The sequence below is a fragment of the Bradyrhizobium sp. genome (assembly GCF_022844465.1).
GTDB lineage: Bacteria > Pseudomonadota > Alphaproteobacteria > Rhizobiales > Xanthobacteraceae > Bradyrhizobium.
In genome coordinates, this window is the sequence record NZ_JALHLP010000021.1 from 18,500 (window position 1) to 33,225 (window position 14,726).

Below are 14,726 nucleotides of genomic sequence, written 5' to 3' on the forward strand. Positions count from 1 at the left end.
GATGCGCGTCGTCGGCGGACGATTGAAGGGTCGTAACCTGGCCTCGCCTTCCTCGCAGGCAATCCGCCCGACGGCGGACCGGTTGCGCGAATCGGTTTTCAACATCCTGATCCACGCCTATGACGATCCGATTGCCGGCGCGCGCGTGCTCGACCTGTTTGCCGGCACCGGCGCGCTCGGCATCGAAGCGGTGTCGCGGGGCGCGGCGTTCGCGCTGTTCGTCGACAATGGCGCGGAAGCGCGCGCGTTGCTGCGCAACAATGTCGAGGCGCTCGGCCTTGGCGGCGTGACCAAGGTCTATCGCCGCGACGCCACCGATCTCGGCCCGGCGCATCCGATGGAGCCGTTCGCGCTGGCCTTTCTCGATCCGCCCTACGGCAAGGGTCTCGCGGAAAAAGCCATGGCCTCGCTGCGCGCCGGCGGCTGGCTGACGCCGGGGGCGTTGCTGGTGGTGGAGGAGGCGAAGGCGGCAGGGTTCGCCGCGCCCGATGGCTTTGCGGAACTGGAACGGCGCGCCTATGACGATACCGAGTTTGTGTTCTTGCGAGGCCCGTAGGGCGGACTAGCGAAGCGTAGTCCGCCCTTTCGCGCAAATATCGGTGGGTTACGCCTTCTGCTAACCCACCCTACGACTCGTTACCGTCGCCCGAACAGCTTCTCGATATCGCTGAGCTTCAGTTCAACATAAGTCGGCCGGCCGTGGTTGCACTGGCCGGAGTTCGGCGTGTCCTCCATTTCCCTCAACAGCGCGTTCATCTCTTCCGGCTTGAGGCGTCTCCCGGCGCGGACCGAGCCGTGGCAGGCCATGGTGGCGGCGACATGCATCAGCCTGCGCTCCAGCGGCAGCGCCTCGTCCCATTCGGCCATGTGTTCGGCGAGATCGCGCAGCAGCGCCGCCGCGTTGGCCTTGCCGAGCAGGGAGGGCGTTTCGCGCACGGCGACGGCGCCGGGGCCGAAGGATTCGATCGCAAGGCCGAACGAGGCCAGTTCCTCGGCGCGGGCGAGCAGCTTCTCGACGGTGGCCTCATCGAGTTCGACGATTTCGGGGATCAGCAGCATCTGCCGCTGCACGCCGTTCCTCGCCAGCGACGCCTTCAGCTTCTCGTAGACAATACGCTCATGGGCGGCGTGCTGATCGACCACGATCAGGCCGTCGCGGGTCTGCGCCACGATATAGGTTTCGTGGATCTGGGTTCGCGCCGCGCCGAGCGGACGGTCGAGCAGGTCGGCGGCGGCCTGCGCCTCGAAGCGCACATCGGCGGTCGGCGCGCCGACATCGAACGCTGCCTGGCCGGTTTCGGCCAGCGCCGCCGCGCCCGTGAACGCCGGCGCGGGGCTAGCCGGATAAGCCGGCGAGTTGTGCCAGTCCCAATGGGTCGGACGCGGCGCAAAGGACGGGCGGAACGCCGACAACGCGGAGCCGTCGGTATTGGCGGCGGTGCGCCGGCCCTCGCGGGCGAGACCTTCCTTCAATGCATGCACGATCAGCGCGCGAACCAGGCCGGCGTTGCGAAACCGCACCTCGGTCTTGGCCGGATGCACGTTGGCGTCGACCTCCTGCGGCTCCAGCGTCACGAACAGCGCGACCACCGGATGGCGGTCGCGCGGCAGATAATCCGAATAGGCCGCCCGCACCGCGCCGAGGATGAGCTTGTCGCGCACCGGGCGGCCGTTGACGAACAGATATTGCCCGAGCGCGTTGGCCCGCGTCAGCGACGGTGCGGCGGCAAAGCCTTCAATGGCAACGCCTTCGCGCTCGGCGCGCACTTCAATGGCCGCGGCGCGGAATTCGCCGCCCAGGATATCGCCGAGCCGCGTCAGCCGGCCCGCCGCGCCGGGCAGCGCCGCGGCCCAGGTCACCGGCGCGCGTTCCTCGCCGGCGAGCGTAAAGGCGATGTCGGGCCGCGCCATCGCCAGCCGCCGCACCACTTCGCGGATCGCCTCGGCCTCGGTGCGGTCGGTCTTGAGGAATTTGAGCCTGGCGGGCGTCGCGTAAAAGAGATCGCTGACCTCGACGCGGGTGCCCTGCGACAACGCTGCCGGCATGATCGGCGACTTCGCGCCGCCTTCGACCGACAGCGACCATGCATGTGGTTCGCTGGCGTGCCGCGTGGTGATGTCGAGCTTGGCCACCGCGCCGATCGAGGGCAGCGCCTCGCCGCGAAATCCCAGCGTGCGAATCTGCAGCAAGTCCTCGTCGTCGAGCTTGGAGGTGGCGTGACGGTCGACGGCGAGCGCAAGATCGCCGCAGCTCATGCCGCTGCCGTCGTCGGTGACGCCGATCCGCCGTCGCCCGCCGCCATCGGTGAAAACATCGATCCGGCAGCAGCCGGCATCGATCGCGTTCTCGACGAGCTCCTTGACCACGCTGGCGGGGCGCTCGACCACTTCGCCGGCGGCGATGCGGTTGACGAGCTGTTCGGGAAGCTGGCGGACAGGCATGATTTCCCACGGAATCGGTGGAGCTGGGTGATGATTTTAGGCCCCTGCGACGACAAATGCATGCATCGGCAGCCGGTTGTGCGGAACTTTCGGTGCCGGCACGGGCGGGGCGCCACCGTCGCGGAGCGCCTCAATCGTCAAAGCGCGCGGTGTTGCGTTTCGCCTTGACGTCGCTGCGGCGCTTTTTGCCTTCCAGACGCCGCTGCTTCGATCCGAAGGTCGGCTTGGTCGCCCGCCGCGGCTTCGGCCGCACCATGGCTTCGCGCAACAGTTCGAGCAGGCGGTCGATCGCGTCGGCGCGGTTGCGCTCCTGGGTGCGGAAGCGCTGGGCGTGGATCACGATCACGCCGTCCTTGGTCATGCGCTGGCCGGCAAGCCGGTCCAGCCGCGCCGCGGCGTCCTCGGGCAGCGCGATTCTGCGGGTGTCGAAACGGAGCTGGGCGGCGGTGGCGAGCTTGTTGACGTTCTGCCCGCCCGGACCGGAGGCGCGGACGAAGGAGATATCGATGTCGTCCGCGTCGATCGCAAGGTCGCGGGATATCCGCATCATGGTGTCACCGGCAGTCGTCATGCCCGGGCATGGTAGCCCGCCTTGCACAGACGACGTACAGGTGTCTGCGGCTCCCGGGCATCACGTCTTACCAGCTTCTGATAAAAAATTCCCGTCAGTTCGCCTTCGGCGGCGCGGCGGCGGGCTGTGCGGCGGCCTGCGGCGCGCGGCCGACGATCACCGTGAGCAGGCCCTGGCCCCACAATTGTCTGGCGGCTTTCCGGGCGTCGTCGAGCGTCACGGCGTCGACCATGGCGTTGCGCTTCTCGATGTAATCGATCGGCAGCTTGTCGAGTTGATACTGCAGCAAAGCTTGCGCGAGCTTCGAGGAGGTGTCGAGCGCCAGCATCTGCGATCCCTTGAGATAGGACTTGGCCTCGTCCAGCTCCGTCTGGGTCGGGCCGTCCTCGGCCATGCGGCGGATTTCCTTTTCGATCGCATCGACGGTTTCGCCGGCGCGGTCGGCGCGGGTGCCGGTGTTGCCAACGAACAGCGCCGAGCGGTCCATCCAGAGCAGCGAATGGGAGACCGAGTAGGCAAGGCCGCGCTTTTCGCGAATCTCCCGGTAGAGCCGGGACGACATTCCACCGCCGCCGAGGATGTGGTTCACCACAAAGGCGGCCATGAAGTTCGGATCCTGGCGGCGAATGCCGGGACCACCGAACGTCACCACCGTCTGCGGCACGTCGAGCGGGATGAAGGCGCGCTGCGGCGGCCTGGCGGCCTGCACGTCCGTGACCGGCGTCAGGCTCGCCTTGGCCGGCAAGGCGCCGAACGTTCTGTCCAACAACTTGCCGAGCGTATCGGCGTCGACATCGCCGACCACCGCGATCCGCAACGTATCCCTGGCGATCACCCGGCGGACATAGTCCTTCAAGTCAGGGGCGGCGATCGTCGGTATGCTGTCCAGCGTACCGTTGGCCTGCCGGCCGTAGACATGGTCGCCGAACGCGACTTCCAGGAATTTGCGGCTCGCCAGCGCGCTCGGGTTGGTGGTGTCGCGGCGCAGTCCGGAGGTCACCTGCGCGCGAATGCGCTCGACGTCGGCCGGGTCGAAATTTGGGGAAGTGAGCGCAAGTCGCAGCAGATCGAAGGCCTCGTCCTTATTGTCCTTCAGCATGCGCAACGAGCCGCGGAAATGATCCCGGTTCGAGGAGAAATTGAGATGGATCGCGCGGCGGTCGAGGCGCTCGTGGAAAGCCTTGGAATCCAGATCGCCCGCACCCTCGTCGAGCAGGCCGGCGACCATGTTGCCGACGCCGGATTTCCCGACCGGATCCTGGCTGGCGCCGCCGCTGAACGCGTATTCCATTGCGATCAGGGGTACGGTGGCGTCCTGCACGAACCAGGCCTCGATGCCGCCCGGCGAAATCAGGCGCTGGATTTTCGCCGCGGCGTGCGATGGTGTCGCCACCGCCAGCAACGCCAGGCAGGCGATCAGGCCCAATGCGAAGCGCCGGGCGCCGTTAAGCAAATCGTTCACGAGCGCTTCTCCTCACGCTTCGGCGCGGAATCCTTGATCAGATAACCGGTCACCGAGCGCTTCCTGTCGAGCCATTTTTGCGCGGCGTCGCGGACCTGCTCGGCCGTGACGGCGCGGATACGGTCCGGCCAGCTCCTGATATCGTCGATGCTGAGCCCCGTCGTCAGCGCGGCACCGTACCAGCGCGCCAGCGTGGCCTGGCTATCCTGGGCGTAGATCGCCTCCGCGATCAGCTGCGTCTTGACCCGTTCGAGGTCCTCGGCGCGGGCGGGATTCTGGATCACGTCGGCAATCACGCCGTCAATGACCTGCTCGATCTGCGCAAACTCCACCCCGGGTTTCGGCGAAGCCGAAATCGAGAACTGGGTCGCGTCGAGCGCGGTGCCCTGGTATCCGGCGCCGGCGCTGATCGCGAGCTGACGCTCGATCACCAGCGCCCGATACAGATAGGAGTTGGAGCCGCCACCCATGAGCTGCGCCAGCACATCGAGCGCCGGGCTTTCGCCGACGGCCGCAGTCGCCGAGGATGGGACGAGATACGTGCGCCGCACGCTGGTCTGTTCGACGCGCGGATCCGACAGCGTCACGGTGCGCGGCGCGGCCGGCACCGGCTCCTGCGGGCGCACGCGCTGCGCGGCGATGGCCGGCTGGGCCGGAATGCCGCCATAGGCCGCTTCCACCAGCGGGCGGACTTCCTTCGCGTCAGTGTCGCCGGCGATGACCAGGATCGCGTTGTTCGGCGCGTAGAAGCGCTTGTAGAACGCCAGTGCATCCTCGCGGTCGAGCTTCTCGATCTCCTGGCGCCAGCCGATCACCGGCCGGCCGTAGGGATGGTTGAGATAGAGCGCCGCCATCATCTGCTCGGACAACCGGGCTTCCGGATTGTTGGCGACCCGCATGTTGAACTCCTCAAGCACGACGTCGCGCTCGGGCAATACGTTTTCGTCCTTGAGCACGAGGCCGGTCATGCGGTCGGCCTCGAACTCCATCATCTTCGCCAGTTGTTCGCGCGGCACGCGCTGGAAATAGCCGGTGTAGTCGAGCGAGGTGAAGGCGTTCTCGTTGCCGCCGACCCGCAGCACGGTCTTGGAGAATTCACCGGCGGGATGCCTGGCTGTTCCCTTGAACATCAAATGTTCGAGAAAGTGCGCCAGCCCGGATTTTCCGGGCGTCTCGTCGGCGGAGCCGACCTTGTACCAGATCATCTGGGTCACGACCGGCGTCCGGCGGTCGGGAATTACGACCACCTGCAGGCCGTTGCCGAGGGTGAAGCTGGCCGGCCGCTCCGAGGTGACGGTGGTCTGGGCGAGGGCGCTGCCGGCGGGAAGAGCAAACGTCGAGATGAAGGCTGCAATGAGCGGAGCGGCAAGGCGGTGCGATGACATCATGACCTGTCTGGCGCGAGCTCAGCAGAAGCGGTTACCGCTCCTGCGATGCGACCTCGCGCAATTGTGAGAAACAACGCGGACTGAACCATTCGCCAAACTGCGGCGGGATCGTACACCGCGCCGACGTCCGCCATGGTAACGAAGGCGAGAGCCAAACTTAACTATTCGCCATACTTGCCGGCGGCAGGGTTGTATTCCCTGTTCAGGGATTCCTTTGGCCCGGTACCGTAGGCAAAGCTCGACGACGGTGTCTGATAACCGACCGGCGGCTGGGTCAGCGATTCCCGCGTCGGCTCGCCCTTGAACGGGGCGGTCTCGACTTTGCTGCCGCCAAACAGGCCGCTGAACCCGCCGTTGTAGCCAAGCTGAGACGGGCTCAGGATCGGGTTGGTATAGGAAGTGCCGGGTTGCACCGGATCGCTGTTGGTGCGCGAGGGCGCCGCGGTTTTGCCGACCGCAAGCTCAGCCGGGGTCAGGATGCGCGCGGCTTCGCGCGGGTCCTTGTTTTCCTTCTTGCGGGCGGCGGACGCCGCTTTGCGGCGCTGCTCGTCCGGATCCTTCGGCCAGTTTGGTGCCTTGATTTCCGCCGCAGCGGAGGCCGGCGGCGGCAGGTCGAGCTTGGGGGGAACCACCAGCGGGGACCGCTCGCGGTATTCGATGCCGCGGTTCTCCATGTTGGTGCCGCCGATTCCGCGCATGATGCCGTCGATGATCTTTTCCTCGAAAGTCATTTCGTCCTCGTCCTCGCCATCGGCGGCGCGGACGGGCGCGGCGGCCATCATGAGGCCGATGCAAAAGGCCACGGCAGCAAACCGCAACGCCCGGTTCGTCGGGCTCTTCTGTAACATCCGGGAGCGGGCGTCGGTCTCGCGCATCAGACTGTTCCCATTCAAGATTTTGCAACCCGCGGGCTCGGCGCGAGCGCCGAATCCCACGCGTACAGGCACCATGCCGCAAGGGGGTCCGTATCGGCCGGCATCAGGGCGCTTTTGCGGCGGGCACCCCCCGGAAGGAGTCATACAGCAGGCCCACAACCCCGGCAACAATGGCCACGTCAGCCAAGTTAAACACGTACCAATTGAAGGTTTTCCCCCCAATATCAAGGTGGAAAAGGGCGAAATCGACCACGGCGCCGTGCAGGAATCGGTCAATGCCGTTGCCGATCGCGCCGCCGATAATCAGGCCGAGCGCGAGGGTCGCCAGCAGCGTGCTGGACCGCGCCATCCAGACGCCCAGCACGATCACGGCCACCGCCTTGATCGCCATTAGCGCCAGCTGGGCAAGCTGGTGATCGGTCTGCAACCAGCCGAAGCTGATCCCGACATTCCACGCCAGCACCAGGTCAAAAAATGGCGTAACCCTGACCGCGCCGCGGCGGGCGATGTCGAACCCGTACAGCAGCCAGAGCTTCGAGGCCTGGTCGATCACCAGCGCGGCGACCGCGGCGATGATTCCGGCGCGGAGGTGAGGGGTCAAACCGCTACTCCAAGCGCCTTCCATTCGCGCAAGGCCTGCGCGTCGCGCGGGGACACGTCGGGATACTCGGCGTCTTCTCCGACCGTGGGCAGAATCTTCCACGACCGCGCGCATTTCTTGCCGACGGCCTTTTCGACCATGACGGCGACCCCCGGCACGTCGCCGAGCCGGAAGGCGTTGTCCGGCGCGTCGTCATTGGTGACCATCGCGTTCGAGGTGATGCAGATTTCGGCCAGGTCAACGTCGAACAGCGTGTTGAAGATGTTCTTGTCCGACACATAGATCAGCGGCGAGGCTTCCAGCGACGAACCGATGTTCTTGGCGGCACGTTCAATCTCCAGCGCGCCGGTAACGACGCGGCGGACGTCGCGGATGGTCTCCCATCGTGTGGCGAGTTTCTCGTCGCGAAATTTCTCGAACCCCTCTGGAAACAGCGTCAGATGCACCGACGGTTCGGCGCTCGGCCTGTACATCCGCCAGGCCTCGTCGGTCGTGAAGCTGAGAACCGGCGCCAGCCAGCGCAGGATCGCGTCGCAGACGATGTCGATCGTGGTCAGCGCCGCCTTGCGCGCCAGCGACGACGGCGCGTCGCAATAGAGCGCGTCCTTGCGGATGTCAAAATAGAAGGCCGACAATTCCGTGTTCATGAACGCCGATAGCGTGGCGACCACCGTCTTGTAGTCAAATTCGGAATACGCCCGTCGCACGATCGCGGCACGGCCCGCCAGTTCGTGCAGCATCAGCCGTTCCAGCTCGGGCATGTCGGCTGGCGCGACCGCATCCTCCCGCCTGAAATGATGCAGCGTGCCGAGCATCCAGCGGATCGAGTTGCGCAGCTTGCGGTAGGTTTCGATGGTGTTCTTGAGGATTTCCGGCCCGATGCGCTGGTCGTCGGCATAGTCGGTGGCGCAGACCCAGAGGCGCAGAATATCCGCGCCGGAATCCTTCATCACCTTCTGCGGCTCGACGGTGTTGCCGAGCGACTTCGACATCTTGCGGCCGTTCTCGTCCAGCGTGAAGCCATGCGTCAGCACCACGTCGTAGGGCGCGCGGCCGCGGGTGCCGCAGCTTTCCAGCAGCGAGGAATGGAACCAGCCGCGGTGCTGGTCCGATCCTTCCAGATACATCACGGTGTCGCGGCCGCCGTCGACCTTGCGCTGGATGCCGGCGAGGCCGGGGAAATGCACGAGGTCATCCAGCACGAAAGCGTGCGTCGAACCGGAATCGAACCAGACGTCGCAGATATCGTCGACCTTCTTCCAGTCTTGATTGGCGAGCGTGCCGAGGAAGCGTTCGCGCGCGCCGTCCATGTACCAGGCGTCGGCGCCTTCCTTCTCAAAGGCGTCGGCGATGCGGGCGTTGACGGCGGCGTCCTGCAGGATTTCGGCGGAGCCATCGGCCTTCTCGCGCACGAACACCGCGATCGGCACGCCCCACGCGCGCTGGCGAGAGATCACCCAGTCGGGGCGGCCGGCGATCATGCCGTTGATGCGGTTCTGGCCGGCGGGCGGCACCCATTGCGTCACCGAGATCGCGCGCAGCGCGCGGGCGCGCAGCGTGTCGCCGGGCTTTGTCTTGCCGTCCACCGCAATGTCCTTGTCCATCGCAATGAACCATTGCGGGGTGTTGCGGAAGATCACGGGTTTCTTCGAGCGCCACGAATGCGGATATTGATGCTTGAGCCGGCCGCGCGCCAGCAGCCTGCCGGCCTCGACCAGCGCCTTGATCACAGCCTCGTTGGCCTCGCCTTTCTCACCCTTGTCGTTGATGACGCGCTTGCCGGTGAAGCCCGGGGCGTGATCGGTGAAGGCGCCGTTCTCGTCAACGGTGTAGGGGATGGCGGTGTTGATGCCGCGTTGGCCGAGTTCACGCGCATTTGCCGTCCAGACGTCGAAGTCTTCGCGGCCATGGCCGGGCGCTGTGTGGACGAAGCCGGTGCCGGTGTCGTCCGTGACGTGGTCTCCGGGCAGGAGCGGAACGGTGAATTCGTAACCGCCACTGACGCCCTTCAAGGGATGAGCGCATTCGACCGCGTCCAGCGTGTCGGCCGGCAGCTCACGCACTTTCTTGTATGCTGTGACGCGCGCCTGCTTGAAGACGCTTTCGGCAAGTGTTTCGGCGAGGATCAACAGATCGCCGTTCTTCGCCCAATTGTCTGCGGGCGCGTCGGTGATTTCAAAGAGGCCGTAAGCGATCTTTGGCGAAAAAGAGATGGCGCGGTTGCCCGGCAGCGTCCATGGCGTGGTGGTCCAGATCACCACCGATGCATTGGCCAGGGCGCCGTGCGCCGGCGAGGTCACCGGAAACTTCACCCACACCGTATCGGAGGTGTAATCCTCATACTCGATCTCCGCCTCGGCGAGCGCGGTCTTCTCCACCACGCTCCACATCACCGGCTTGGAGCCGCGATAGAGCGTGCCGTTGGCGGCGAACTTCATCAGTTCGCGCGCGATCTGGGCTTCGGCCGGATAGCTCATGGTGGCGTAGGGGTGGTCCCAGTCGCCGATGATGCCGAGCCGCTTGAATTCCTCGCGCTGCACGTTGAGCCAGTGCGTGGCGTAGGCGCGGCACTCCTTGCGGAACGCCACCATCGCGGTGGAGTCGCGGAAATCAGGCTTCTGCTTGCCTTTGGAGCGGTAGTTCTCTTCCTCGATCTTCCATTCGATCGGCAGGCCGTGACAGTCCCAGCCCGGCACGTAGTTGGAATCGAAGCCGAGCATCTGCTGGCTCTTGGTCACCACGTCCTTGAGGATCTTGTTCAGGGAATGGCCGATATGGATGCTGCCATTGGCGTAGGGCGGGCCGTCATGCAGCACGAATTTGGCGCGGCCCCTGGCGCCCTCGCGCAGCTTTCCGTAGAGGTCGATCTCGTTCCAGTATCTGAGGATCTCCGGCTCGCGCTGCGGCAGGCCGGCCCGCATCGGGAATTCCGTCTGCGGCAGGAACAGGGTCTTGGAATAGTCGGTTGCTTCGGACTTTTGCGGCTTTTCGGACATGAATGCTCTGGTTTGGCTCGTCAACGGCGCTGAAGCGCTGAAATCGCGGATGAAACAGGCAAATCCCGGTCTTGCGCCGAGCCGAACGCTCAGGCGGAAGCCGGGCCGCTAATGCTGATGGTGCGCCGAGCCAACATGGAGCTTTCCATAGCAGCCGGAAGCTGAAATCGCAAAGCCCGGGGGTACCCGAATCTCGCTCGTCCTCGCGGACCGGGCATGGCTCGCGGCGATGTCGGGTGCTCGCTGTCAATCCCGGCGTCGGCGCCGATTTGGCCCGCGCCTGCCGGCGGTAGCTTGCTCAACCGATGGCTCCAAGTCTGGGAAAAGCGTCGGGCGCGGCCGCCAGTCGCGCGCGGGCCTGGGCACTATCGTTGTCCATCTGCCGGACCAGCGCTTCGACCGAGTTGAACTTCTGCTCGTCGCGGATGAAGCCGATGAAGGCGACGTCGAGCACGGCGCCGTAAAGATCGCCCTTGAAGCCGAACAGGAACACCTCCAGCAGCGGCGCGCCATTGTCGAAGGTCGGGCGGCGGCCGAAACTTGCGACGGCGTCAAACCGGTCGGAGCCGCGGCCAACCCGCACCGCGTAGATGCCGTGCCGGAGGCTGCAATGCTTGTCGAGGCGGATATTGGCGGTGGGGTAGCCGAGATCGCGGCCGCGTTTCTCGCCATGGATGACTTCGCCGCTGACGAACCATGGCCCGCCCAGCATCGCGGTGGCGTCGTCGATCTGGCCCTCCGCCAGCGCCATGCGGATCGCGCTGGAGGAAACCGGCCGCTCTTCAACATCGACATGGGCTTGGACGTCGACCGCGATCCCGAGCCGTGGCGCCTCGCTGAGCAGAAGGCCCGGCGAGCCGACCCGACCCTTGCCGAAATGAAAGTCGTAGCCGACGGCAATGCCGCTGATGCCGAGCCGCTGGACCAGGTCATGGTTAATGAAATCTTGCGCCGAAGTGCCGGCGCGGGCCTTGTCGAATGTCATCACCACAGCGCCGGTCAGGCCCGTTCCCGCCAGCAGTCGCAGCTTGTTGGTTTCGTCAGAGAGACGGAACTGCGGGCTGTTGGGGCTGAAAAAGCTGCGGGGGTGCGGCTCGAAGGTGACCGCAAAAGCCGGCTTGCCGACGGTTCGACCCATCCGCAGGGCGGCGGCGATCACGGCGCGGTGGCCCAGATGGACGCCGTCGAAATTGCCCATGGCGACCACGGCCCCGCGGGGAATTTCGGCGGCGGGGGTCGCGTCGCGGATAATGGTAAATCCAGTTGCCATTGTAGGTTTTCTTCACAGATTCTTCACTTTTGGCGCGCCGAGCGCGGCCGGACCGTGACGCGGCGCTGCCTGCGAAGTCAAGCCATCGGGGCCGTAACAATACTGCCTCGATCCGGTCTGCGTTCGGGTTAACGGGCTGTTTAATCAGTGCTGCTAGGGATGAGGAGAGGACTGCGGGTCGCGCAGCGCCTGTCGTGATTTAGTTGCTTGAGCGTTGAGTGGGGGAAGAAGATGGCGGTTGATTTGTCCATGTCGGTTCTGGTGGTTGATGACTACAGCACGATGATCCGCATCATCCGAAATCTTCTGAAGCAGCTGGGCTTCGACAACATCGACGATGCCAGCGACGGTTCGGCGGCGCTGGAAAAGATGCGCGGCAAGAAATACGGGCTCGTGATTTCCGACTGGAACATGGAGCCGATGACCGGTTACGACCTGCTCAAGGAGGTCCGTGCCGATCCCAACCTCGCCACCACGCCCTTCATCATGATCACGGCCGAATCCAAGACCGAGAACGTGATCGCCGCCAAGAAGGCTGGTGTGAACAATTATATCGTCAAGCCGTTCAACGCGGCCACGCTGAAGACCAAGATCGAGGCGGTGTTCCCGGACATGGCGACGGCGTAAGCCTGCCACCGCGCCCCGGCTCTCTGCCTCTCGCCGCGAAAGGCGAGGGTCGGAGAGAGAAAAAGCGACGTTACCACCGAAGCTCCCGGATCAAGGCGCGGGGTGGGTGGCCGAAAAGCTCCTTTACCGAGGCGGGATCAAACTGATCGAGGCCCTCGACGTCGGCGGAATGAATGCCGCGGGTCACGAACAGGCAATCGATTCCGAACGCCATGGCGCCCGCAAGGTCGGTCCGCACCGAGTCGCCGATCGCCAGCACGCGATCAAGCGGCGTCGGATGGCCGCGGCGCTCGGCGGCAAGCGCCATGGCGCGCTGATAGATCGGCCGGTGCGGCTTGCCGTAGAAGATCACCTCGCCGCCCAATTCGCGATACAGCTCGGCGATCGCGCCAGCGCAATAGATCAGCCGGTCGCCGCGTTCCACCACGATGTCGGGGTTGGCGCAGACCAGCGGCAGCTTGCGTTCCAGCGCTTGCAGCATCATCGCGCGGTAATCTTCCGCCGATTCGGTCTCGTCGTCGAACAGGCCGGTGCAGACGATGTAGTCGGCCTGCTCCAGCGGCGCCATCGCGGCGTCGAGCCCGCGATGGATCGATGCGTCACGTTCCGGACCGAGCCAGAACATCTTTTTCTCCGGATGGTCGGCGACGAAGTGCCGCGTCAGGTCGCCCGAACTCACGATCGCGTCATAGGTCTCGTCGGCAATGCCGAGCTTTCGCAGTTGCCGTTGCACGGAATCGGCTGGTCGCGGGGCGTTGGTGATCAGGATGACGGTGCCACCCCGCTGGCGAAAGATATGCAGCGCCTCGCAGGCTTCGGGGAACGCCTCGATCCCATTATGCACCACGCCCCAGATGTCGGAGAGCAGGACCTCCACGCCGCCTACGAGGTCGCGCAGGTGCTCCACGAAGCGGAGTGCGGCCATGACCTTGGGCGCCTGTCAGGCGGGTCCGGCGGCGCGGCGCGCCAGCGCGGCGTTGCCGGTTGCCCGCGCGGCGCCCTCTGCAGCCGAACCGACGACGGCAACCGGTTTGGCGGCGCCATTAGGGGCAATGGAACCAGCTGATTCCTTGGCCGGAGCGGTCCCGCCGGCGGCGGCCGCCCCCTCGGGCCGCAACGGCCGCGGCGGCGCGAACAGGAAGCCCTGCCCAAACCTCACATCATAATCGAGCAGATCGACCACCGCGCGCTCGCCCTCGATCCTTTCGGCAATCAGGTCGATGCCGAAGCGTCCGAGCAGATCGGAAAGGTCGGAGGGGTGGATGTCCGAGGCCGAGCCTTGCCTGGGATCGAGCAGCAGCGCCGCTGGCACCTTCATGAAACGGACGCCACGGTCGGCGAGTTCCCGCGGTTCGATCCTGAGGTCGGAGACATGATCGATCGAGAAGCGATAGCCGCGTTGCGCCAGCGCGGCGAGATTCTCGGTTTCGGTCGGGCCGAGCTGGCGGAACGTCGCCTGCTTGAATTCGAGTACGAAGGACGGCGCCAGCGCGCGGTTGGCATCGAGAAAATCCAGGCATTGCGCGAAACTTGCGGGATTGCCGAGCGTCGCCGCCGAGAGGTTGCAAAACACCCCGACCTCCTTGTTCCGCACCATCAGGCGGCGCAACACCTGGACACAGCGCAGGATCACCATGTGATCGATACGCCCGATCAACCCGCCCGCTTCGGCGACGGCGATGAAATCGTCGGCGGCGATCACCTGGTCCCTGTCGTCGCGCAGCCGCGTCACCGCCTCGTAGTAGCGCACCTTGCGCTGCGGCAGCGTCACCATTGGTTGCAGATAGATGTCGAGCCGGTTTTCGTCGACGGCGCTCCGCACGGCTGCCAGCAACTTCGCCTGGCCGCGCGAAGTTTCGGCGCTCTCAGTGGCGACGGCCGCCGGCGTGGTGGCCGCCGCAACCGGCGCCGGTCGGGCGGCGGCAGGAAGCGCATTCTCCGCAATATATCCGCTTTCGTTCGGCGGTACGGCGGTTGCCTGGCTTGCCGGGCCGGAAGCTGCGGCGGGCACGCCTGAGGAGGGCGTTTCCTCCTCGCTGGCGACCGACAGCGCCAGCTGCTTGACCAGCAAGCCAAGCTCGTTGATCTCGCCGACCATGGTTTGAATGCGATCGGAGCTTGCGGAGTTTGCCGATACCACCCGGCCTTCGACGGCGGCGAGCCGGCGGCCGAATTCGGCCACCTGACGGGCGAGGTCGGCGGTGCCGCGCGACAGGTCAGCGATCTGGCCGCCGACATCGGAGCGATCGCGCAGCCGCATCGACACCGCATTGTAGAGGATCAGGAAAGTCAGCGCCGTGAGCGCCACGATCGCGGATTCCGATCCGCTGAAGCCCGCCACCGAATGCAGCACGAGGCCGAGGGAGGCCGCGACCAGAACCATGCAAATGGCGATGAAAATCGTCGAAATGCGAATCATGTTGCGCGTTACGCCCCCAAAATCCGAACCGTCCTCACCCGGGAAAAAGCGGCAGTCCTCGGGCGTGTTCTGGTT

General features: G+C 65.5%; 12 protein-coding genes. 2 read left to right on the plus strand and 10 right to left on the minus strand.

What is annotated here, in order from left to right; translation table 11 throughout:
• Position 1: 1 nt before the first annotated feature.
• Complete coding sequence (rsmD, locus tag Q0D31_RS21560) at positions 2–556, plus strand: 16S rRNA (guanine(966)-N(2))-methyltransferase RsmD (protein ID WP_291855839.1); 555 nt, start codon at positions 2–4, stop codon at positions 554–556.
• 80 nt (positions 557–636) lie between these two features.
• Here the strand turns inward: rsmD and mutL are convergent, their stop codons facing one another.
• The 8 genes from mutL to Q0D31_RS21600 all read right to left on the minus strand — a co-directional run bounded on the left by mutL (position 637) and on the right by Q0D31_RS21600 (position 11,605).
• Positions 637–2,442, minus strand: coding sequence for a DNA mismatch repair endonuclease MutL (gene mutL, locus Q0D31_RS21565; protein WP_291855841.1), 1,806 nt, complete (start codon positions 2,440–2,442; stop codon positions 637–639).
• Positions 2,443–2,572: 130 nt separating this feature from the next.
• Positions 2,573–2,992, minus strand: coding sequence for an alternative ribosome rescue aminoacyl-tRNA hydrolase ArfB (gene arfB / locus Q0D31_RS21570; RefSeq protein WP_291855941.1), 420 nt, complete (start codon positions 2,990–2,992; stop codon positions 2,573–2,575).
• Positions 2,993–3,107: 115 nt separating this feature from the next.
• Positions 3,108–4,439, minus strand: a complete 1,332-nt coding sequence (locus Q0D31_RS21575; RefSeq protein WP_291855943.1) for a pitrilysin family protein — start codon at positions 4,437–4,439, stop codon at positions 3,108–3,110.
• 32 nt (positions 4,440–4,471) lie between these two features.
• Positions 4,472–5,860 (minus strand): pitrilysin family protein, encoded by a 1,389-nt coding sequence (locus Q0D31_RS21580; protein WP_291855843.1) that lies wholly within the window; start codon positions 5,858–5,860, stop codon positions 4,472–4,474.
• A 164-nt stretch (positions 5,861–6,024) separates the two neighbouring features.
• Positions 6,025–6,738 (minus strand): hypothetical protein, encoded by a 714-nt coding sequence (locus Q0D31_RS21585; protein ID WP_291855845.1) that lies wholly within the window; start codon positions 6,736–6,738, stop codon positions 6,025–6,027.
• Between the two features lie 103 nt (positions 6,739–6,841).
• The gene (gene lspA, locus Q0D31_RS21590; protein WP_291855847.1) at positions 6,842–7,339 is read right to left on the minus strand and encodes a signal peptidase II; all 498 of its coding nucleotides are present in this window, start codon (positions 7,337–7,339) and stop codon (positions 6,842–6,844) included.
• Entirely contained in the window at positions 7,336–10,335 is a 3,000-nt protein-coding gene (ileS, locus tag Q0D31_RS21595; RefSeq protein ID WP_291855849.1) for an isoleucine--tRNA ligase, read from the minus strand. Before ileS ends, lspA begins: the two co-directional genes overlap by 4 nt.
• A gap of 298 nt (positions 10,336–10,633) precedes the next feature.
• Positions 10,634–11,605, minus strand: coding sequence for a bifunctional riboflavin kinase/FAD synthetase (locus Q0D31_RS21600; RefSeq protein WP_291855851.1), 972 nt, complete (start codon positions 11,603–11,605; stop codon positions 10,634–10,636).
• A 231-nt stretch (positions 11,606–11,836) separates the two neighbouring features.
• On the opposite strand from Q0D31_RS21600, the gene Q0D31_RS21605 reads away from it, so the two are divergent.
• Complete coding sequence (locus Q0D31_RS21605) at positions 11,837–12,232, plus strand: response regulator (RefSeq protein ID WP_291855853.1); 396 nt, start codon at positions 11,837–11,839, stop codon at positions 12,230–12,232.
• A gap of 70 nt (positions 12,233–12,302) precedes the next feature.
• Here Q0D31_RS21605 and Q0D31_RS21610 read toward each other — a convergent pair whose 3' ends face one another.
• The gene (locus Q0D31_RS21610; protein ID WP_291855856.1) at positions 12,303–13,157 is read right to left on the minus strand and encodes a TIGR01459 family HAD-type hydrolase; all 855 of its coding nucleotides are present in this window, start codon (positions 13,155–13,157) and stop codon (positions 12,303–12,305) included.
• 15 nt (positions 13,158–13,172) lie between these two features.
• Positions 13,173–14,651 (minus strand): EAL domain-containing protein, encoded by a 1,479-nt coding sequence (locus Q0D31_RS21615; RefSeq protein WP_291855857.1) that lies wholly within the window; start codon positions 14,649–14,651, stop codon positions 13,173–13,175.
• Positions 14,652–14,726 lie beyond the last annotated feature (75 nt).